Source organism: Legionella hackeliae, from assembly GCF_000953655.1.
Taxonomy (GTDB): Bacteria; Pseudomonadota; Gammaproteobacteria; order Legionellales; family Legionellaceae; genus Tatlockia; species Tatlockia hackeliae.
In genome coordinates, this window is sequence record NZ_LN681225.1 from 291,949 (window position 1) to 312,500 (window position 20,552).

Consider the following 20,552-nt stretch of genomic DNA (forward strand, 5'->3'; position numbering starts at 1 on the left):
TTTATTTGTTTTGTGTTATTATTAGTTGTTTTTTACATTTTGTCCAAAGGTGAAACTATGTCGAGTTTTTTTTGTTTTCAGCGCCAAGCTTATCGCGATACGGTAGTAAAGGTAACTTTTCATAAAAAATTAAATCAGGAGTCAAAAGAGACTGCTCTTAAGGCTCTCAATGCTCAACGTGAATTAGAAAAGCGTTTAATTGGAAAAAAATCTCAGACTCAAACTCAAAGAAATGATTTAAATGTAAAAGGAAGTTCATTAGCGGTTGCTCGTAAATTGAATACCGCTGTTTCTCAGGCTGCCGGCACAAGTTTAATTTATGGTGATAATATTAATCTTGAAGAAATAGTATTCACTCAGGACAAAGATGGTATTACTCGAACTCATTTCGAAGCAATTTATCTTGCCAATGAGGAAACGCTAGCTGCTAAATTTAAACACATAACGACAGATGATCTGAATCGAATTAAAAAAGACTTAATAGTAAAGCTGGAAAGATTTAAAACAGTTCTCGACCGAGGTGAATTCCATAACAGATTAGAAACGGCAGGCAAATTAGATGATTGCAGATGGATTATTCAACAGACTATTGACCTGATTAGTTGTGCAAAATCTCTTTCAGCAGTAATTGCCACAATTGCAATTGAAGCTGATTTATTAGCACAACTTGGAGTTGCTGAGGATTTATCGACGGGTGAAGGATTACAAGATAATTTGGTAAGAGGGGCTAAAAACCTGGCTGATGGGGCAAAAGGATTACTATCCATATTCAGCCAGAAGGACAAAAATGAATCTAATAAGGATAAGGAAGAAATAGTAATCACAGCAACCAATAGCGCTGCTGATTTATTTGCAGACGACTTGCCCAATCAATTAAGGGAATCACTCGAGGATCGTCGTACTTCATTAGGACTGGAAATAAATGCAGTTGGTTCTGCTTTCCAGCTTGAAGATGCACGCGAGAAACTGATTACCAGACTGGAAGCTTATTTAGCGAAACGTGCAGAGCTAATCAATACAGAAAAGAATGATAGTGTGGTTATTTATAACTATCGTCCTATAGACAGAGGTATATTTTATAACAAAGCATTGCAAGAAGCTCGCATCGAGATTGCTGCAAACTTTCTTGCAGAATTGAAGCACATGCAATTAAATGATGAAAGTCGAAATTATCAGTCTATCACCAATCCACAATTATTTGCTCAAGCATTTATCCGTGCTTTTGAGAAGAATATTGATGTGTATAACAACTTAGCTAGAAAGTTACCTGGTGGTATCCCTATTGACGATATAGGAGAACTTGCGGTAATGCTGGATGAGATGCGTATGGAGATGAAAAACATCTATCCTAAGGATGTAAAACTTTCCCATGGCGGTATAAGTATGTATCAGCAATTAGGACTGAACGAACCTACTCAACAACTACAGAACGTCTAAAAAAAGGGCTCCAACTGGAGCCCTTTTTTTACCTAATGACAAATGCGATTTAAAGCGCGTATCAGCTATTCCCAAGCCTTATTTTTTAGTTACAATAGTTTCCTGATTTTTTAGTCGGAGGGATTTATGCCTTCTTTTGATATTGTTTCAGAAATTAATAAAGTGGAATTGCGCCATGCTGTTGAAAATTCACAGCGTGAAATGGGAACTCGCTTTGATTTTCGTGGTGTGGAATCCAGTATCGAACTCAATGAACTTGTCGTCACCCTTAAATCGGAATCAGATTTTCAGGTTCGTCAATTAGAGGATCTATTTCGCAATCACTGCACAAAGCGCAATATAGATGCCAGCGGTGCAGATATAGAGGATAAACCAGTTCATAGTGGTAAAACGTTTTCGCTATCTATGACGTTTAAACAAGGCATCGATCAACCCACTGCGAAAGACATTGTAAAATTGATCAAAGAGAGTAAGGCTAAAGTTCAAGCGTCTATTCAAGGTGATAAAGTTCGGGTCACTGGCAAAAAGCGTGATGATTTACAAGAAGTTATCGCCTTATTAAAAAATTCAGATATTAAACTGCCCCTACAGTTTGAGAATTTCCGCGAATAAGTTTGGAGAGACTAAGCTCTCCAAACCGCATTTTTTAGTCTAATATACAATATAGGTGATGACTGATCCTGGCTGAACCAGTTTTTGTTTTCAGATTGGGAGATTGTTTTTGATGCGCGGTGTGTATACCTGGCCCCCATGCAGGAAACCTAAAGTGCGTCATAGATCGCCACCATGGTTTTTTCTAGCGGCTCAGATGCACAGGTGGTCGTTACCTGCTTCATAGCTAAATACAGTCTCTGTTTTGTTTAAAAGCGCTGATTTTGTCACTAAATATCTCTCTTTGTTTAATGTAAAAACATGTCTTATAATTTAAGAACAAATGCATGAGCAAGGATGTGCTTTATGAAAAAGTCAATTGTTGCTTTGATGGTATTTGTACCTGCCATATTTTTATCCAGTTGTACTGTAACTACAACTAACTATGTCCCTGCTGGCTATACCAATGATTATGTCTATTCTGTGGGATATTATGGTTATCGCCCTTACTGGGGAACTCGAGCTTATACTGGTTATGACTGGAGTAATTACCGGGGAATCTACACCTACCCTAGAGCATGGTATGGCTATGTCCGTAGATGGTAATCTGCGGATTAATCCTAATTGTTTTGAGGCATTGGATTCTTGGAGTCCCAGGTCATATGCTACAACCAATGCGATTTTAGCGGAGGACTTTTAGTGCCTGCAGCTGAATATGTTCCCGTTATTTTAATTTTACTCACAATTTCTTTCATTAAATACCTTGTCACCATTTATTTGCTGAGGGGTATTCAGTTAAAATTTCCCTTAAAAGCTCAAGCATAATTAAGGCTAATCGATGAAAGGTTGGATTTTATATAAACGTAATCTAGAAGAGTTATCCAGCAATGACCATGGTGTTAATCGCTTATTGTCTGCTGCCGCAGAATTGAACATCGAATTAGACGTGTATAAGCCCGAGCAATTTGAGCTTGTTGTCACAAAAGAAGATATGAAAAGCATACTTCTTGATGGTTCTCGTGTTGCTTTACCTGATTTTTTAATGCCACGTTTAGGTGCTGAGACAAGTTATTTTGCGTTGGCTATTATTAGACAACTGGAAAAGTCAGGTGTTTATACGTGCAATAATGCCAGTGCTGTTGAAACAGTTCGCGATAAAATGTTGCTGAGCCAACTTTTTGCCCAGAGTGATTTACCTTTTCCTAAGACAATGCTTGTGAAATTTCCTGTTCCAGTTTCGGTTGTTGAGAGAGAGATAGGATTTCCACTGGTGATCAAGAACATTTCTGGTGCTCGAGGTATTGGTATCCATTTATGTGAATCTGCAAATAGTTTTCGAGATTTGATGGAGCTTATCGCGAGTCATAGTGGTAATCATCAAATGATTCTTCAGGAATTTGTCTCGACAAGTTATGGTCGAGATCTGCGTGTTTTTGTTTTGGGAGGGCGAGTTATTGGGTGTATGCAACGCACTGCTAAGGATAGTTTTAAAGCCAATTATTCTCTGGGTGGAGAAGTCAACCCTTATCGTGTAAGTGCCGAGATTGAACAGTTGGCAATTTCTTGTGCACAATTACTTAATCTTGAAATTGCTGGTATTGATTTATTATTTGCTGAGCAAGGGTTTAAAATCTGTGAGGCGAATTCATCTCCAGGCTTTAAAGGGATGGAGTTAGCGACTGGTAATGATATTGCCATACAGATTCTACAGTACATCATTGGAGCCGTACAAAAAAGAAATCATTACTGAGTTTTTTTTGTCCATAAAGGAAGCTCAACATCCTCTTGGTATTCATTATCACTAACAATACCTGGATTACTGTAGCAGCTTGTAAACATTGAGAAAAAAGTTCCTACTGATGAAGCAGTCCGATGGGCAGTGGTTTTATAAAGAGATGTAGCCAAATTTGTGGCGAGTTGGGGATAGGATTTACTATGCCAATAAAAACTAGTCGTATTATGAGGATAAAGTTGCAGCCAAAATGTAAGTTCTAATTCAGGCATTTCATTAAAAGCATCCAGCAATGACGCTTGTTCTATTTGACTTAACTCCTCATAAGGCTTTGTTAAAAGTTGTAAGTCATTATAAGCAGCTGCAATATCTTGCGGTGAAAGACCTTCCTGACTTTTATTTGCATTGGGATTTTTGGAAGACACTAAGTGTTCGTATTGGTATTTAATTTCGGTAAAACTAACACCAGGAGAGAGTTGTAGCGCTTCAAAAGCATTTCTAAAGTTAATTGCAGGCATCCCTCTCTCCTTATATCCTTTTTCTATTCCTTGGCTCGAGACACGTATTCACCCTTACGTGTATCGACCTTAATCAATTCGCCAGTTTGCACGAAAAGAGGTACACGAACAACAGCCCCTGTTTCTAATATGGCTGGTTTTCCGCCGCCTCCAGAGGTATCGCCTTTAAGCCCTGGGTCGGTTTCAGTAATCTCAAGAATAACGAAGTTAGGAGGCATTACCTGAATTGCTTCATTGTTCCATAAAGTTACAACGCAGAGATCTTGTTCTTTAAGCCACTGCTTGGCATCAGCCACCGATTCAGGGCCTACTGCATACTGTTCGAAAGTATCTACGACCATAAAATGCCAATGCTCACCGTCATTGTATAAATATTGCATTTCAACGTCGGCGACGTCAGCAGAAGGCAATGTTTCCCCTGATTTATAGGTCCGCTCAACGACTCGACCTGTTTTGAGGTTGCGGATTTTTACTCGGGTAAATGCCTGTCCTTTTCCTGGTTTAACAAATTCGCAATCGACAATGCTACAAGGCGCATTATCAATCATAACTTTTAAACCGTTCTTAAATTCATTGGTGCTGTAAATTGCCATCAGTGCTCCACTGTTGAGATTTTGTTCCAATTTCGCTAGAGTTCACGCAGTTTATCAATTTTGTACAATTAATGCGAGATACCTCTGTGAGTTGGCAAAAAATTCTGGCTCAAGGTTTTGCCTCAGTCAATGAATTGCTTGAATTTTTATCGTTACCAGTAACTTTGGGTAGTGTTAAAGCAGAACAAACCTTTAAAACGCGTGTGCCGCGAGGCTTTGCTGCGCGTATGGAAGCGGGAAATCCTAATGATCCATTACTTTTGCAAGTTTTAGCAGTAGATGAGGAGTTGCAAGATGTTGATGGTTTTGAAGCCGATCCACTGGCTGAAAATGCAGCAACATCTCAACAAGGGTTACTGCATAAATATCAAGGGCGTGTACTCTTGACCTTAACAGGAGTCTGCGCTGTTAATTGTCGCTATTGTTTTAGACGACATTTTCCTTATCAAGACAACAATCCTGGGCGAGAAGGCTGGCAGACGGTATTGGATTACATCGCAAACGATGTGACTATTCATGAAGTGATTTTAAGTGGAGGAGATCCCTTATTGGCAACCAATTCTTCATTGCGTCGGTTTTTGAGGCAATTAGAACAAATTGCGCATGTTAAGATCTTACGCTTTCATACTCGAGTTCCCGTGGTGCTGCCGGAACGAATTGATGAAGAATTTTTAGAGCTATTATCATCTAGTTCTTTGCGTAAAGTGATAGTCATTCACAGTAATCATGCCAATGAATTGGATGATTCTGTCGCACAGGCTTGTCAATTGTTACGACAAGCAGGATGCTCTCTACTTAATCAGTCTGTATTGTTGAAAGGGATAAATGATGATGTGGAGAGTCTAGTTACATTAAGTGAACAATTATTTCAATGTGACGTACTGCCCTATTACCTTCATTTATTGGATAAGGTTAAGGGCGCTGCACATTTTGATATCCCACTAGAGACCTCATTGACACTCTATAGACAATTGCAAAAAAGACTTCCAGGTTATCTTGTTCCTCGCTTGGCACGAGAAGAACCAGGACGGGCAAGTAAGACTCTTGTCATTTAGTCATGCTAGGAGTTCTCTCCATTTTTTGCATAAAGTTCTAGTAGTTTTTCTTGAGCGCTATAACTACCGCGTGTCACGGATTTGTAGCTACCATCAGCTTGCATTTCCCAGGCATTGGAGTTGTCTTTAAGATAATTCCTAAAGATTTCTTGTTTGATTCGTCGTTGATGATTCTCGTCAAGAATCGGAAACATCACTTCAATCCGGTTATAGAGATTGCGCTCCATTAAGTCAGCACTGGAACAATAGATGCGCTCATTTTCTCCTGTGCGAAAAGAGTAAATGCGATGATGTTCGAGAAAACGGCCTACAATTGAAAGAACGCGAATGTTATCAGACACATTGGGGATACCCGGTTTAAGACAACAAACACTACGCACTAATAGATTAATTTTTACGCCGGCTTGCGATGCACAATAAAGGGCTTTAATCATCGTTTTGTCGGTGAGACCATTAACCTTAATATTAATCTCCGCTTCCTGACCTGCTTTCGCCGCTTGAACACAATCATCAATGAGCTGTAATAAATTCTTTTGCAAGGTAAAGGGGGAGTGGCATAACGCTTTAAGCTTAACGGCTTTGCCAAGACCTGTGAGCTGTTGGAAAATTGTTTGGACGTCAGCAGTAATAGTTGGTTCACTGGTGAGCAAGCCTAAATCTGTGTAACGTTTAGCCGTTTGTTCGTGATAATTCCCTGTGCCTAGATGCGCATAGCGTCTTAGCTTGCCATGAGCTCGACGAACGACCAAAGTCATTTTGGCATGCGTTTTATATCCCATAACCCCATAGAGAACGAGTACGCCTGCCTCATGAAGGTGGTTGGCCAGTTTTAAATTTGATTCTTCATCAAAACGAGCACGCAATTCCACCACGGCTGTTACTTCTTTACCGGAGCGTGCAGCTTCGATCAGAGCTTTTACCATGACTGATTCGGAGTGGGTTCGATAAAGTGTTTGCTTGATTGCCAATACATTAGGATCAGATGCTGCCTGACGTACAAAATCAATGACGACATCATAACTTTGATAAGGATGATGCAGTAAAATATCTTGTTCATCCAGGGCATTAAAAATATTGCGCTTTTGATGAACAATGCCAGGGTATTGCACACTCAGTGGTGGGTAATTTAAATCAGGACGCTCAATACGATTGATAACACTAAAGTAACGTTGGAAATTAACCGGCCCATCACAATAATAAGCATCTTCATGGTGGAGATGATGTTTTTGCAAGAGGAAGTCAACGATATTGCTGGGGCAGTGTTTATCAACTTCAAGGCGAACAACATGGCCATAATGACGAGAAAATAATTCTCTTTGCACAGCCACGGCTAAATCTTCAATTTCTTCTTCACGTAGAAACAAATCACTGTTACGAGTAAGGCGAAACGTATAGCAACCATTGATTTCCATACCTGGGAATAGACTGTGGATATGGGTTTCAATGATCGATGATAAATAAACGAAATGGGTACTACCTCGTTCGCAAAGCTCAGAAGGCAAGTGGATAAGACGCGGTAAGGAGCGTGGAGCGTGAACGACAGCATAATCAATATTACGATCAAACGCGTCTTTGCCTCGTAAAGAAATAATGAAATTTAAACTCTTATTAAATAGTCGCGGGAATGGATGTGCTAAATCGAGCGCAATAGGGCTAACAATGGGCAGGATTTCATTTTTAAAATAATGTTTTGCCCATAAGTGAATATCATCGGTCCATTCTGCAGCTGTCAGGAAATGGATATTTTCCTTTTTCATTGCAGGAAGCAATTGTTTATTAAAGATGTGGTATAACTCATCTGTCAGTAAATGAACTTTTTTGCTCAGTTGAGTGAAAATTTCGGTGGCTTGTAGACCATCGATGTAGGTTTTACGTGAGGAAATTGCAATTTTTTCTTTAAGACCAGCGACACGAATTTCAAAGAACTCATCAAGATTGCCACTGCAAATGCAAAGAAAGCGCATGCGCTCAAGTAGCGGTACACGCTCATCTTTGGCAAGTTGTAAAACTCGCTCATTAAAAGCCAACGCGGTGAATTCGCGGTTGATAAAGTATTCAGGATTGTCTAAATCGTTACTCACAAGCCAAGAACTCCAGACTGAATTATAGGCCTAGGTTAGTGTACCTTGGTATTTCAAGCAAGCGTTCTAACGAATGAGAAAAAAACAAATGCTGATAAATGCGATAAATCCCCAAAAAGGTGAGAGCTGTAAATAAGCCAAACTTAGGAAAAAGAGAATACAAGCAAAGGCCATTGGGAGAGAATAATAAGAATTGACTACACCTTGTGCGACAGAAAATGAGGCTGCAGCTAACAAAGCCAAAGCACCATATTGTACGGCTATCATGATTTTGCGAGCGACAGGTCCATTATGACTGGTTAAAAGTTGATAACCTAAGACAGCTGTCAATAAGCCGGGTAAGTTTAGACAAAGCACAGCCATAATTAAGCCACTGATGCCTGCTGCTTTATACCCTATAAGGGCGGCTAATTTAACGACAGTAAGTCCAGGGAATAAAAATGTTGAGCCTATCATTTGTACAAATTCTTCTTCACCAATCCAATGGCGATAAGTAACAGCTTCATACTCCAATAGCTTCAGCATGGAGTTGCCGCCACCCAAAGAAATTATGCCAATTTTGCCAAAACTAAACATAATGGCTAAAAGAGTTTGCATCATGGCTTTATGATTTGTTTTAGGAAGTTCACATAGTCGCAAGAAACCTGGTTAGGCAGCAAGTGTTTTGCAATATGATTTACCAAGAATTGCGACCGGCCTTCGATGCAGACCGTAAAGAAGTGTTTTTCGGCTACTGTAAGTCTTGCCAATTCAAGTTTAACAACCGGGACAGTTGGAAATTTGTAGATTAAAGCAATTTTAGGGACTGCAATGGTTAATGCTTGTTTCTGAATAGTTTCTAAGGATAAATGTTCTGGCGCTGAATTATGGCAAAGATCAATTTTGCTACCATAGCCTCGGATGCCATCTATTTCTTTCAATAAAGGTTTATACTGTAATTCGTCGCGTCGCTTTTTAAGATTGTAATTGTCGTCAGCTAATAATAAATACTGATCGTTTCGATGCTTAATCTCATAATTGCCTAAATCAAGGAAACTATCATTGAGCCCCTTTAAGCAAATAATCTCTTTTTGAGACCAAAAATACCTGGCTTCCCATTTAATACTTTCTTTCTCACTCTGTGGTAAGTCTTGTATGTTTAATATAGGAGTATTGTTAATTTCAAAGTTCCAAACAAGACGTTGATTCATTGTGGTAAGAGGTTTTTAAAAAAGAATACGCTAAATGATTCGTTCTATGAAAGCAAGCTAAATGAAGTTTTATTAGTTATCAACGTTGATGACTCGCAAAATTATGTCAGTCAGGTATATACTTACTTCTATTCGTGGACCTCCATCAATAGGGAAAAGGAAGGTATTGAGATGGCTACACTTTTATTTCTTGTTTATCTTGGATTCACATTAGCAGTACTCTATCGAGGTTTAAATTCACTTGTTTGGGAAATCGGCAGTGCTGTTTACTTATTAATTGCGACTTTTTTTATCGGCATGCATTGGATTCCTGGCATTCTTATTTGGTTAATTATTCTTGCCACTGTTCTAATCATTCGCATGGACTCCGTGCGATTTGCGATCAGTGATTTCTTATTTGCGCGAGTCGGTAAATCCATCCCCAAACTATCCAAGACAGAAGAAGAAGCGCTTAATGCCGGTGATACCTGGCTTGAAAAAGACATTTTTACAGGTACTCCTAACTGGGATCGCTTGGCGAGTGTGTCTTCTGAGTTAACTCCGGAAGAGCAGTCATTCCTTGACAATGAAACACAAACTTTGTGTGACATGCTTAATGAATGGGAAATCAGTCAAGCGGGCGATCTACCTGAAGACGTGTGGAATTTTATTAAAGAAAAAGGCTTTTTTGGTTTAGTTATCCCCAAAGAATACGGTGGTAAAGGTTTTTCCGCTCGTGCTCATTCAGATGTAGTCATGAAAATTGCAAGTCGCTCTGGTATCGCGGCGGTGACCGTAATGGTACCAAACTCATTAGGTCCAGGAGAACTTCTTAACTACTACGGTACTGATGAGCAAAAAGCCCAATATTTGCCTAATTTAGCGAAGGGAATTGATATACCTTGCTTTGCGTTAACAGAGCCAGGAGCAGGAAGTGATGCCACATCGATTCAATCTGAAGCGATTGTGGTGAAAAGAAAGATAGCCAATAAAACTATCGTCGGCCTTGATATTACTTTAAATAAGCGTTGGATAACCTTAGCGCCAGTAGCTACGTTAATTGGTTTGGCAGTGAATCTAAAAGATCCTGATGGATTGCTCAATGGCGTGGGCGAAGAAGGTATTACCTGTCTCTTAATTCCACGTGATACAGAAAATCTTGAAATTGGTAATCGCCATTTACCTGCGATGCAGCCATTTATGAATGGTACTCTTCGTGGGAAAAATATTTTTGTGCCGCTAACAACGATTATTGGTGGTCAAAAAAATGCAGGCCATGGTTGGCAGATGCTAGTGGAGTGTTTATCCATTGGACGCTCGATTTCTTTACCCGCTTTAGGTGCTGCGTCTTCAACGGTGGCCTATTTAACCACTGGAGCATTTTCAAGAATTCGCCGTCAGTTTAATACGGAAATTGGGCAGTTTGAAGGTATAGAGGAAAAACTTGCTGAGGTTGCTGGTTTAAATTATTTGGCGAATGCCACACGCTTACTCACCGTGGCCGCGGTCAACGAACATAAAAAGCCTTCTGTAGCGTCTGCAATTACAAAGTATTTTAATACGGAAATTGGCCGAGCCACGATTAATAATGCGATGGATATTCATGCGGGTCGAGCAGTTGTAGTTGGGCCGCGGAATTATTTATCCAGTTATTATCTTGGTGTGCCTGTTTCAATTACAGTAGAGGGGGCAAATATTATGTCCCGTAATTTACTTATTTTTGGCCAAGGTTCTATGGCATGTCATCCTTTTGTTCGTGATGAGTTTTATGCGATATCTCGCGACGACAAGCTTGGATTTAGACAAATCATTTGGCAGCACATAAGTTACTTCATGCAAAATTTTGCTAAAGCAATTTGCTCTGCCTGGACGGGTGGTTTCTTCATATCAACTCCTGACAGCAAATTAAAAAGAGAATATCAACGATTATCACGCTTAAGTTACGCCTATGCATGGCTGGCTGATTTGTCATTAATCTATCTAGGTGGTGACTTAAAAAGGAAGGAGCGTTTATCAGCAAGATTGGCTGATGGGATGTCTTATCTTTACATGGCTATGGCGGCTTTACGGTATTGCCAAAAAAATGAAGAGCATGCTGACCAAAAAATTCATGCGAAATGGGCAGTCAGCTATTGCTACTACCATGCACAAAAAGCGATGATTACGTTTTGTCATAACTTTCCTTCGCGAGTCCTCGGTATATTAGTGCGTTTACTCGTATTTCCATTAGGACAAACAATGCGTTACCCAAGCGATCGCTTAGATCATCAATTAGCCCAATTAATGATGTCTAATAATCACTATCGGGATAGCATCAAGAAATTGATCTATCTAAGCGGTGATGCTAATCAACCAGTGGATAGAATGGAAGAAGCATTGCAGCTAATTATCAAGCATGGCGCTCTGTACAAAAAAATACCTGACTTAAAACGCGTTAAATTTAGTGTGCTGAAAGAACAACTAGCAATCAAAGTGAGTAAAGGTGAGTTGACTCAACAAGAAATGGATGCGTTGGTTGCTGTTGAACGAGCGCGTTGGGATGCAATTCAAGTTGATGAATTTTCTTTTGATTCCATGAAAAAGAAATCGTTTTCATCAGTGACGGATACTTACCCAAATCCTTTGGATCTTTAATTTAAGACAGCACAATATCTGTAACTTCAGATATTGTGCTGATAAAAGCATTCTTTTACTTTCCCTTAACAATTTGGTGTATCTTTACCTATAAGAGCCACAATATAATTTTGCTATAATCCACCTAAACGAATTGATATAGCCACATTTATAATTATCCTATTTTGAGAGTACAAATTATGGGAACGCGACAAACAATTACTCTTCCAAATAAAGAATCGTTGGTGAAAGGCAAAGAAGTAGCCACTACCATAGAAGCTGCTGAGTATTTTGAAAACCAATTTGAATCAAGACTTCGTGCTGCTGGTAAATTGGAGGAGGCTCAACCTGCGCTGGATAATATTCATGAGTTTGTAGAAATGGTGCGTAATCAACGGGAAAGCCGGGGCGATCCCTGGTCTGGCGTACCTGGGCCACTTAATGATTTTCAAAATTTACAGCAAAACAGAGCAGAGAAAGCTGCTAAAAAAGCTGGACTCCAAATTGATGGTAATCTCGTCGTCGAATTTGCTGTCAATGACTCAAGCGAAATGAGAAGAGCCTTTTCGATAGTCAAAAAAGATGTTGAATCAGGAAAAGTAAAGAAAGAAGCGTTGGATCCCGAAACCAGGAAAGAACTCGATAAAATCATGCAGGCTGTTTTAGCTGAAGAGAATTTAGTAAGTAAGGGAAGTGTGATTTATCAAGGTGATGAAAAAGGTCAGATTCGTCGCGACTCTAAAGGTGAACCTGTGCTGGCTGATGTTGAAAAAGCAAAGCAAGTACTAAGTGACGCAGCCCACCAAGTGGAGAATTATTTTAAGGAAGCCGGAAAGGGCGATATTAAAGTAGAGGTTAAAGAGCGGGCTTACCCGCAACAGCCTACTGTTTCAAAAGCACAAGCACCAGAAAGTGCTCCTACTGTTACACCAGAAGTTACTCCTGAAGTCAGTTCTGCACCACAAGCTTCAGGTCCTTCAGCTTAAATACTCATGGTACTGGCAAGCTTGAGTCGCTCAGGTGAGCCAATATCCATCCATAATCCTTCATAAATTTCGCCGGCTGCCAAATTTTGCTCTGCCAGGCTACGAATTAACGGGACTACTGAATATCGACCTGGTTGGCAGTGACGAAAGGCATCTGGATGATAACAGGCTATACCTGGGAAAGTATAAGTTTTTTCATTGGTAAGCCGTTGCTGGTTAAGGCCGAAATCGCCTTGTTGGTTATGTGAAGGGTTGGGGACTAACACTAATTTCACCAGAGTCTTCGCAGGAAGATGCAGAGCGTTAAAATCATATCCGGTAAGAATATCTGCATTGACAGTCAGAAATGGCTCGCTACCTAATAAAGGTAAAGCGTTATAGATTCCTCCTCCGGTTTCAAGTCCTCCAGGAGGCTCGGGGGCATAGCAGATTTCAATATCCCATTGGCTTCCATCTCCTAAATAACGCCGTATTTGCCCACCCAGGTGCGCATGATTTATCACGATGCGTTCGAAACCACATTGTGCAAGTTTGGCGATATGGTATTCAATTAAGGGTTTATCATGTACCTTGCATAATGCCTTCGGTATTTCATCCGTGAGTGGGCGTAAACGTTCACCCCTGCCTGCCGCTAAGATCATAGCAATTTTCATGGTAACCGAATCCTTGTCTGCATAAATTCATAAAACGGTTCCAGTTCTTTGTAACTTTCTAGACAAGCCATTACATAGTGAAGCGTTAAAGGTAAATCCTGTAAATAGTTCGGTTTGTTGTCGCGCAAATATAAGCGGGAGAAAACACCCAACACTTTTAAATGCCTTTGTAAACCACACAAGTCAAAGGCGTAAATGAAATCGTTTAGGGATATGTCTTTCGTTAACGGGGATTGCTCATAAAAGGCAGTGACCCACTGCATAACCTGGTCGCGTGGCCATTGGATGTAGCAATCTTTTAAAAGAGAAACTAAATCATAGGTAAATGGTCCAAGCATAGCATCCTGAAAATCAATGATGCCTAATTGAATGTCGTTTTCTGTATTATCTAGCAGCATAATGTTACGCGAATGATAATCACGATGAATAAAAACCTGTGGTTGGTTTGAAATTTTATCGGTTAACCAATCGAATGTAGATGACAAGAGCTCTTCTTCTTGAGCTCTTAATTGAAGGTTTAAATAGCGATGCAGGAACCATTCTCTGAAGTTACTTATTTCTTGCAACATAAATTGTTTATCAAATCGGGGTAATTGATTAGCATTAATAGAGGGGCAACGCTGCATAATTTGAATGATGTTCATTGCCGCTGTATACAATTTGTTGGCGGTATTTGGTGCTAGATGCTTAAGCAGCAGTTCATCACCGAAATCATCTAAAATGGCAAAGCCCTGCGCTTTATCCAGGGCGTGAATAGAGGGTATTCTTACTCCCAAGTCAGTCAGTAAATCACCCACGGCTAAAAAAGGTTGCATGGCTTCTTTGTCTGGAGGAGCATCCATTATGACTTGTGTGATGGTATCTAATTGCAGTCGAAAATAACGCCTAAAACTTGCATCGCCTGCTAAAGGGCTAATTGAAAATGAAGTTGGCGTAAGTGTTTTTTCCAACCATTTGTTAAGTGCGTTTTGCCGATTTTGCATGCTATACTCCAATGCCATGTTCTTGCTTATAGAGGTTTTTAGCGTGAACCTTATAAGTATTAATTATCGTGCACTTTGTGCATGTGCATCATAAGGTATTTTGGTGGCGGTGAACATTAGGTTTAACTCAATAACTCAAATAATAAATAAAATGATCGACCATCGCTATATGTTTGCCAGCAGCATTGCTGTACTTAGTATAGCCACCGGTACGTATCATATGGTGAGCTATGCGGCTAACATCATGGTAGTTGAACCTGTTCAAGCTTGTGTTATCGCGCGTGATGTTGATTTAACAGATGCAATTCGTTCTCGATTTGCTCAATGCTTGGGATGGGAGTCTCAATTAGTTTCCACTGTGTCCATTTGTCGCGGCGAGTATCATCCCCTGGAAGTGAGTCCCTTAGCTGATCCCAATGAAATACGAATCAACGCCAATGAGGTCTCATTTTATAACGAAGGACGTTCACAATTAACAGGGAATGTAGAAGTACAGCAGGCACAACGTGTGGTCAATGCGCAAACTGCGTATGTCTATCGAGATGCTAAATCCAATCAAGTCACAAAAATTGAATTGTTAGGTGATGTTCATTACTTGGAACCTGATCGCTTAATGATTGCGAGGAAAGCAACGATTTATCCGCAGGATAAATCAGGTAAGGTTGAAGACGTTTTATATCGCTTTAATTCACAGCGACCAGGTGCAACTTTACCAGCGTGGGGGCGAGCCAGTTTTATTGAGCGCTTTGCCAATCAGGATTATTTATTAAAGCGAGCAACCTACAGTAATTGTGCACCTCAAGACAGGGCTTGGCAAATTGAAGCCGACAGCATCGCGTTAGACGACTCTGAAGCAACTGGTGTTGCTCGTCACGCTAAATTACGTATTTATGATGTACCTGTGCTTTATACTCCTTATTTAAGTTTTCCCACCTCTAAGGAACGGAAGTCCGGATTTTTAATGCCAACTATTGGCACATCAAATGTAGGTGGTTTTGATTATGCACAACCTTATTATTGGAATATCGCTCCCAATTATGATGCGACAATTATCCCCCACTACTATTCTTTACGTGGGTTGATGTTAGGTGGACAGTTTAGGTATTTGACATCAATGTCTTCAGGCGTTTTTAACGGTCGATTTTTGCCAAACGATCGTGCATTTAAAGATTATATCCAAGATCATCAAGCGCGTTACCCTATATTGCAAGGGATGTCTACAGATCGCTGGTCTGTACAGGTACTTAATAATACCTGGCTGGCACAAAATTTACATTTTGGAGTGAATTTTCAACAAGTGTCAGATGACTATTTTCTTCAGGATTTTAGTAGTAATTTTGCTATCTTAACCGAACGGCAACTATTGCGTGAAGCTAATTTAAGTTATACGACCAGTCATTGGCTATTTCGTGGAATGGTGCAGAGTTATCAGACACTACATCCAGTTAATCAAACGCCTATTGCTAATATCTATCAACGACTACCTCAACTTTTAGCTCGAGGTAATTATGGTGATTTACCGTTTAATGGAAATTTGTCGATATTAGGGCAATATGATCAGTTCGTATGGCCTGATGATCCATCAATCAAATCATTAAGAGTTATCAATCGACAAATTGTTAAGCCACAAGGTCCTCGCTACCATTTAAACCCTGTATTGTCCTTTCCACAAATAAAACCTTGGGGATTCTTTACTCCCTCAGTCGAGGTAGTCGAAAACTATTATGATGTGAGTAGAAATAATTATGCGTCATTAAACGATAGTAATCCTTTAAATAGCTATGGTTTTCCTGTGAGCACAACATCGTTTAGTCAGTATGATAGGACAATTCCTCGTTATGCGATTGATAGTGGATTATATTTTGAGCGTTCGATCTCATTTTTTGATTATCCCTTAACCCAAACATTAGAACCACGTCTTTATTATTTGAATGTTCCTTTTGCCAATCAAACCCCCATTCCAGTTTATGACTCTGGGTATATGATTTTTAGTTATGATCAGTTGTTTCGTAAAAACCGTTTTTCAGGATTTGATAGAATTGGTGATACGAATCAACTCTCCTATGCAGTGACAACCCGGTGGTTATCTGATGAGACCGGTGCAGAAAAAGCAAGTATTTCAATAGGACAAAGTCGCTATTTTGCAAATAGGCGAGTGCAGCTTTGTCAGAATCCAGCTGGAGACTGCTATGATAATCCTCTGACATTAGGCTTTTTATCTCCTCTTGCCGAGTATTCTCCCGTTGCTAGTAGAGCAATGTATCATTTCAATTCCAAATGGTTTTTAAGTGGAGATTATGTTTGGGATCCTTATACAGAGGCGACTAATAATGGGCGCCTGAATCTACACTATCAGCCAGGACCTAATCGCATTATTAACCTAGGTTATTCCTACCTCGTCAACGGAGATATAACACAGGTTGATGTGAGCAAGGTTAATGTGAATCCATTAAATCAAATAACCTTTTCATATGCGTGGCCCTTTACTGAAAGATGGGGTAGCTTAGGTGGGTACAATTACAATATCAGTAAAAACTATGAAATGATGTCCTTTTTAGGAGTACAATACGATAGTTGTTGTTGGGCAGTTCGATTAATCGGTGGACGAAGCTTTCAGAGTTTAAATGCTTCAGCACAACCCATATATAATAACAACATCTATTTGCAAATTTTATTAAAGGGACTCGGTTCTGTAGGAAATAGTGATCCAGCAAGTACAATACGTACCTATTTACCTACTTATGCCGATCAGTTCCATAATAGCTAGTTTTTGATTTAAAATTTATCAAAGCTGCTTGAATTTTAATTAAGAATGACCTACATTGCCGGAATAATTAAACAGGGGATAATTCACATGTTAAAGCGGATTGCACTCTTAATGCTGTTGCTATCAGTACTTCCTGTTGCAGAAGCCGCACAGCCTTTGGATAAAGTGGTGGCTGTTGTCAACGAAGGGGTAATTACTGAAAGTGAATTGAATACACAAGTAGATATTTTGCGCCGACAACTTGAAGCCAAGCGTATGCAATTACCTTCTGACAAGGTCTTGCGTAAGCAGGTTTTACAACATCTAATTGATGTGGATCTGGAGTTACAGCTGGCTAAACAAAATGATATTACCGTTGATAGCACAGAACTTAACGATACTATTAATAAAATCGCTGCTGCAAATAATTTGTCATTAACTCAATTGCGAGAAGAAATCGTTAAACAGGGATTAACTTGGCAAAATTACCGAGAAAATATTCGCAAGGAAATGCTAATTAGCCGTCTTCAACAAAAAGCAGTAGGGAAAGATCTCAATGTTAGTGCTGCTCAGATAGAAGATTATTTAAAAAATGCGCAGCAAGATGATAAAAGTCAGTTAACGTATCATCTACAAAATATTGTTATTCCTTTGCCTGAAGAACCCACAACTGAGCAAGTCAATAAAGCGCGTGAAAAGTCAATAGAATTATTAGGCAAAATCAAAAGTGGTGAAGATTTCAGTCAGTTAGCGATTGCTGAATCAAGTGGAGAGTTTGCCCTTGAAGGGGGGGACTTAGGAGAGCGTCATCTTGCGGAATTGCCCGAAATCTTTGTTAAAGAAGTAGTGAAGATGAAGCCTGGTCAGATTTCAGGGCCAATTAGAACAGGCAATGGTTTCCAACTGATTAAATTGATTGCTATCGGTGGTGCTGATCAACATCATGAAGTCACCAAAACGCATGTCCGCCACATTTTATTAAAACCTGCTCCAAGCATGACCGCTGAAGAAGCTAATCGGCAAGTGAATAACTTGTATCAGCAATTAAAATCAGGCAAAGATTTTGCGGTAATGGCCAAGCAATATTCTCTGGATGCAGCAAGCGCTGTTAAAGGTGGTGATCTTGGATGGGTAAATCCTGGTGAGCTTGTTCCCGAATTTGAAAAAGCAATGGATGCTCTGCCTTTAAATAAGGTAAGCAAACCAGTAAAAACTGTATTTGGCTGGCACTTGATTGAAGTGCTGGAACGGAAAAAAATAGATGACTCTGAGTCATTCAAGCGTCAACAAGTACGACAATTTCTACAACAACGTAAATTTACTGAAGCTGTGCAGAACTGGCAGCAACATTTACGTTCGACTGCATACATCAATATCATGGATAAGGATCTGGCATGATAAAACCACTACTTGTAAGTAGTGGTGAGCCGGCAGGGGTAGGACCTGATTTATGTCTTGCCCTTGCTGATTATGAGTTACCGATAGTCATCCTGGGTGATAAAAATTTGCTTCAACAACGAGCCCAGACGCTTCAACTAAAGATTACTTTTACGGATTATCAACCAGAAACTCCCTTAATAATTCGTAAAGGTCATCTAACGGTCCTTTCTATTCCTTGTCCAGAAAATGTAATACCAGGGAAGCTCAATCCAAAAAATTCATCTTATGTGATTGAAATGCTAACTTTGGCAGCAGATCAATGTTTGCAAGGTGAGTTTTCAGGATTAGTAACAGCACCCGTTCATAAAGCGGTAATTAATCAGGCCGGAATTCCTTTTACTGGTCACACCGAGTTTTTTGCAAGCCGTTGTAAAACAGATGTTGTGGTCATGATGTTAGCTTGTGAGATAATGAAAGTTGCTTTGGTAACCACCCATTTACCTTTAAGAGCTGTTGCCGATGCGATTTCTATTTCAACGATTAAGCAGGTTATCCACCAAATTAATTCTACATTGAAACGAGATTTTGGTATTAGGAATCCTTGTCTTTATGTTGCAGGCTTAAATCCTCATGCGGGCGAGGGTGGTTATTTAGGACGGGAAGAAATCGAAATCATTACTCCGGCGCTCGAGCAGTTGAAAAAAGAAGGTATTAACGTTCACGGTCCTTTTCCGGCAGACACATTATTTACCCCTCGTAATCTTGATTGCTGCGATGCCTTTATTGCTATGTACCATGATCAGGGCTTATCCGTTCTAAAGTATGCAGGTTTTGGTTCGGCAGTAAATATCACCTTGGGATTACCCATTATTAGAACCTCTGTAGATCATGGAACGGCGCTTGATCTAGCCGGAACTGGTACGGCAGAGGTAGGAAGCATGTTAGCAGCAGTTAAAATGGCACAATTCATGGCAAGACAGAGAGAAAAAGCATGACTATTATAAGTCTCGTTGCTGCAATTGATGAAAACAATGGTTTAGGTAAAGACAACCACCTGCTTTGTCATCTTCCCGCAGACTTAAAACGCTTTAAAACACTGACTATGGGTAAGCCAATAATCATGGGTAAAAAAACATTTGACTCAATTGGTAAACCGCTTCCCGGACGATTAAATATAATATTAAGTCGGCAAGTGAAAGATATTGACGGTACTGAAGTTGTGGATTCTTTAGAGAATGCTTTAGCTAAAGTATCGGATGTTCCAGAAACCATGATTATCGGGGGGGCTACGGTTTATAAACAGGCATTACCATTAGCCTCAAGAATCTATTTAACAGTCATTCATCATCAATTTTCAGCAGATGTTTTTTTCCCTGAGTTTGATAAGGCATTATGGCAAGTCGAAGAAGCAGTCTTTGTCCCAAAAGATGAAAAAAATAATTATGATATGACGTTCTATCGCTATGAGCGTTCATACGACTGAAATTGCCTCGGGTTATGTGATTAACCCGAGGATAGTGTTCTAATTACATTGGATATGATTGAAGCCATCCATTCTGCAGCCTCGGCCACAGCGCACTTCATTAAAACTATTTACAATGCAATTTTCTCCGCGTTGACTAGCACATGCCACTTTTAAGGGTGTTTTAACGCAACCATAACCACAAGCGATATGACCGAAGTTATCTGATACACATTGCTGATCGGGAGAAGAGGCACATGCTACTGAATTGATAGAAGTTATACAGTTGAAGCCGCATGCTGTGTTGCCGAAAGGACCCTGCAGACATTGTTGTTGAATAGCTTGGCTAGGATGCCCGTGATGTTGGTTATAACTATTTGGTTGTTGTTCACCATGCCCATGAAAATGAGTATTTTCTTCGTACTGAGTTAAAATTCGATAGTTATCAGTGATGATTTCCTGCCCACCATAAGAAATATTACAACGATGGTAACCAGGCCAAGTTTTACCGGGTTGTTTACTTCCTCTAAAATAAGCCTGACACAAGAATAAG

Annotated in this window: 19 protein-coding genes (1 of these 19 running past the window's edge); 11 read left to right on the forward strand and 8 right to left on the reverse strand. The window is 39.8% G+C overall.

Going from position 1 to position 20,552, the window contains the following annotated elements; genetic code table 11:
* Nucleotides 1-57: 57 nt before the first annotated feature.
* The 4 genes from LHA_RS01335 (at nt 58) to LHA_RS01350 (ending at nt 3,778) form a co-directional block, all read left to right on the forward strand.
* A complete protein-coding gene (locus LHA_RS01335; RefSeq protein WP_147292379.1) occupies nt 58-1,437 on the forward strand; it encodes a hypothetical protein in 1,380 nt (459 codons plus the stop codon).
* 126 nt (nt 1,438-1,563) lie between these two features.
* Nucleotides 1,564-2,049, forward strand: coding sequence for a YajQ family cyclic di-GMP-binding protein (locus tag LHA_RS01340; protein ID WP_045104949.1), 486 nt, complete (start codon nt 1,564-1,566; stop codon nt 2,047-2,049).
* A gap of 345 nt (nt 2,050-2,394) precedes the next feature.
* Nucleotides 2,395-2,634 carry a hypothetical protein gene (locus LHA_RS16865; protein WP_082060251.1) on the forward strand — a complete coding sequence of 80 codons (240 nt, stop codon included), beginning with the start codon at nt 2,395-2,397 and terminating at the stop codon, nt 2,632-2,634.
* 232 nt (nt 2,635-2,866) lie between these two features.
* The gene (locus LHA_RS01350) at nt 2,867-3,778 is read left to right on the forward strand and encodes an ATP-grasp domain-containing protein (protein WP_045104951.1); all 912 of its coding nucleotides are present in this window, start codon (nt 2,867-2,869) and stop codon (nt 3,776-3,778) included.
* Here LHA_RS01350 and LHA_RS01355 read toward each other — a convergent pair.
* Entirely contained in the window at nt 3,772-4,278 is a 507-nt protein-coding gene (locus LHA_RS01355) for a hypothetical protein (protein ID WP_045104952.1), read from the reverse strand. The genes LHA_RS01350 and LHA_RS01355 overlap by 7 nt on opposite strands.
* A gap of 23 nt (nt 4,279-4,301) precedes the next feature.
* Complete coding sequence (gene efp, locus LHA_RS01360) at nt 4,302-4,871, reverse strand: elongation factor P (RefSeq protein ID WP_045104953.1); 570 nt, start codon at nt 4,869-4,871, stop codon at nt 4,302-4,304.
* Nucleotides 4,872-4,924: 53 nt separating this feature from the next.
* Between efp and epmB the strand changes: the two genes are divergently transcribed.
* Nucleotides 4,925-5,926, forward strand: a complete 1,002-nt coding sequence (gene epmB, locus LHA_RS01365) for an EF-P beta-lysylation protein EpmB (protein WP_256597229.1) — start codon at nt 4,925-4,927, stop codon at nt 5,924-5,926.
* 5 nt (nt 5,927-5,931) lie between these two features.
* Here the strand turns inward: epmB and ppk1 are convergent, their stop codons facing one another.
* The 3 genes from ppk1 to LHA_RS01380 all read right to left on the reverse strand — a co-directional run bounded on the left by ppk1 (nt 5,932) and on the right by LHA_RS01380 (nt 9,197).
* A complete protein-coding gene (ppk1, locus tag LHA_RS01370; protein WP_045104955.1) occupies nt 5,932-8,007 on the reverse strand; it encodes a polyphosphate kinase 1 in 2,076 nt (691 codons plus the stop codon).
* A gap of 66 nt (nt 8,008-8,073) precedes the next feature.
* Complete coding sequence (locus LHA_RS01375; RefSeq protein WP_045104956.1) at nt 8,074-8,607, reverse strand: chromate transporter; 534 nt, start codon at nt 8,605-8,607, stop codon at nt 8,074-8,076.
* The gene (locus LHA_RS01380) at nt 8,604-9,197 is read right to left on the reverse strand and encodes a hypothetical protein (protein WP_045104957.1); all 594 of its coding nucleotides are present in this window, start codon (nt 9,195-9,197) and stop codon (nt 8,604-8,606) included. Before LHA_RS01380 ends, LHA_RS01375 begins: the two co-directional genes overlap by 4 nt.
* Nucleotides 9,198-9,368: 171 nt before the next feature.
* Between LHA_RS01380 and LHA_RS01385 the strand changes: the two genes are divergently transcribed.
* On the forward strand, nt 9,369-11,810 hold the full coding sequence (locus LHA_RS01385) for an acyl-CoA dehydrogenase (RefSeq protein ID WP_045107326.1): 2,442 nt from the start codon (nt 9,369-9,371) through the stop codon (nt 11,808-11,810).
* A 179-nt stretch (nt 11,811-11,989) separates the two neighbouring features.
* Complete coding sequence (locus LHA_RS01390; RefSeq protein ID WP_045104958.1) at nt 11,990-12,775, forward strand: hypothetical protein; 786 nt, start codon at nt 11,990-11,992, stop codon at nt 12,773-12,775.
* Here LHA_RS01390 and murU read toward each other — a convergent pair.
* Both murU and LHA_RS01400 read right to left on the reverse strand, forming a co-directional pair.
* The gene (murU, locus tag LHA_RS01395; protein ID WP_045104959.1) at nt 12,772-13,428 is read right to left on the reverse strand and encodes an N-acetylmuramate alpha-1-phosphate uridylyltransferase MurU; all 657 of its coding nucleotides are present in this window, start codon (nt 13,426-13,428) and stop codon (nt 12,772-12,774) included. The genes LHA_RS01390 and murU overlap by 4 nt on opposite strands.
* Nucleotides 13,425-14,411 carry an aminoglycoside phosphotransferase family protein gene (locus LHA_RS01400; protein ID WP_045104960.1) on the reverse strand — a complete coding sequence of 329 codons (987 nt, stop codon included), beginning with the start codon at nt 14,409-14,411 and terminating at the stop codon, nt 13,425-13,427. Before LHA_RS01400 ends, murU begins: the two co-directional genes overlap by 4 nt.
* Before the next feature lie 151 nt (nt 14,412-14,562).
* Between LHA_RS01400 and LHA_RS01405 the strand changes: the two genes are divergently transcribed.
* The 4 genes from LHA_RS01405 (at nt 14,563) to LHA_RS01420 (ending at nt 20,020) form a co-directional block, all read left to right on the forward strand.
* Nucleotides 14,563-17,178: an LPS-assembly protein LptD gene (locus tag LHA_RS01405; protein WP_102046622.1), complete on the forward strand. Its 2,616-nt coding sequence runs from the start codon at nt 14,563-14,565 to the stop codon at nt 17,176-17,178.
* A gap of 87 nt (nt 17,179-17,265) precedes the next feature.
* Nucleotides 17,266-18,555 (forward strand): peptidylprolyl isomerase, encoded by a 1,290-nt coding sequence (locus LHA_RS01410; RefSeq protein WP_045104961.1) that lies wholly within the window; start codon nt 17,266-17,268, stop codon nt 18,553-18,555.
* On the forward strand, nt 18,555-19,532 hold the full coding sequence (gene pdxA / locus LHA_RS01415; RefSeq protein ID WP_045107328.1) for a 4-hydroxythreonine-4-phosphate dehydrogenase PdxA: 978 nt from the start codon (nt 18,555-18,557) through the stop codon (nt 19,530-19,532). Before LHA_RS01410 ends, pdxA begins: the two co-directional genes overlap by 1 nt.
* A complete protein-coding gene (locus LHA_RS01420; RefSeq protein WP_045104962.1) occupies nt 19,529-20,020 on the forward strand; it encodes a dihydrofolate reductase in 492 nt (163 codons plus the stop codon). Before pdxA ends, LHA_RS01420 begins: the two co-directional genes overlap by 4 nt.
* Nucleotides 20,021-20,059: 39 nt before the next feature.
* Here LHA_RS01420 and LHA_RS16315 read toward each other — a convergent pair whose 3' ends face one another.
* Nucleotides 20,060-20,552: the 3' portion of a DUF3421 domain-containing protein gene (locus LHA_RS16315; protein ID WP_065238330.1), read on the reverse strand. Its footprint extends 341 nt past the window's final position; only the last 493 of its 834 coding nucleotides appear in the window; its start codon lies beyond the right edge, outside the window; it ends in the stop codon at nt 20,060-20,062.

Excerpts from the sequence above, each read along its gene's own strand:
- LHA_RS01335 (WP_147292379.1), top strand. The coding sequence starts at position 58 with ATGTCGAGTTTTTTTTGTTTTCAGCGCCAAGCTTATCGCGATACGGTA.
- LHA_RS01340 (WP_045104949.1), top strand. The coding sequence starts at position 1,564 with ATGCCTTCTTTTGATATTGTTTCAGAAATTAATAAAGTGGAATTGCGC.
- LHA_RS16865 (WP_082060251.1), top strand. The coding sequence starts at position 2,395 with ATGAAAAAGTCAATTGTTGCTTTGATGGTATTTGTACCTGCCATATTT.
- LHA_RS01350 (WP_045104951.1), top strand. The coding sequence starts at position 2,867 with ATGAAAGGTTGGATTTTATATAAACGTAATCTAGAAGAGTTATCCAGC.
- LHA_RS01355 (WP_045104952.1), bottom strand. The coding sequence starts at position 4,278 with ATGCCTGCAATTAACTTTAGAAATGCTTTTGAAGCGCTACAACTCTCT.
- efp (WP_045104953.1), bottom strand. The coding sequence starts at position 4,871 with ATGGCAATTTACAGCACCAATGAATTTAAGAACGGTTTAAAAGTTATG.
- LHA_RS01375 (WP_045104956.1), bottom strand. The coding sequence starts at position 8,607 with ATGATGCAAACTCTTTTAGCCATTATGTTTAGTTTTGGCAAAATTGGC.
- LHA_RS01380 (WP_045104957.1), bottom strand. The coding sequence starts at position 9,197 with ATGAATCAACGTCTTGTTTGGAACTTTGAAATTAACAATACTCCTATA.
- LHA_RS01385 (WP_045107326.1), top strand. The coding sequence starts at position 9,369 with ATGGCTACACTTTTATTTCTTGTTTATCTTGGATTCACATTAGCAGTA.
- LHA_RS01390 (WP_045104958.1), top strand. The coding sequence starts at position 11,990 with ATGGGAACGCGACAAACAATTACTCTTCCAAATAAAGAATCGTTGGTG.
- murU (WP_045104959.1), bottom strand. The coding sequence starts at position 13,428 with ATGAAAATTGCTATGATCTTAGCGGCAGGCAGGGGTGAACGTTTACGC.
- LHA_RS01400 (WP_045104960.1), bottom strand. The coding sequence starts at position 14,411 with ATGCAAAATCGGCAAAACGCACTTAACAAATGGTTGGAAAAAACACTT.
- LHA_RS01405 (WP_102046622.1), top strand. The coding sequence starts at position 14,563 with ATGATCGACCATCGCTATATGTTTGCCAGCAGCATTGCTGTACTTAGT.
- LHA_RS01410 (WP_045104961.1), top strand. The coding sequence starts at position 17,266 with ATGTTAAAGCGGATTGCACTCTTAATGCTGTTGCTATCAGTACTTCCT.
- LHA_RS01420 (WP_045104962.1), top strand. The coding sequence starts at position 19,529 with ATGACTATTATAAGTCTCGTTGCTGCAATTGATGAAAACAATGGTTTA.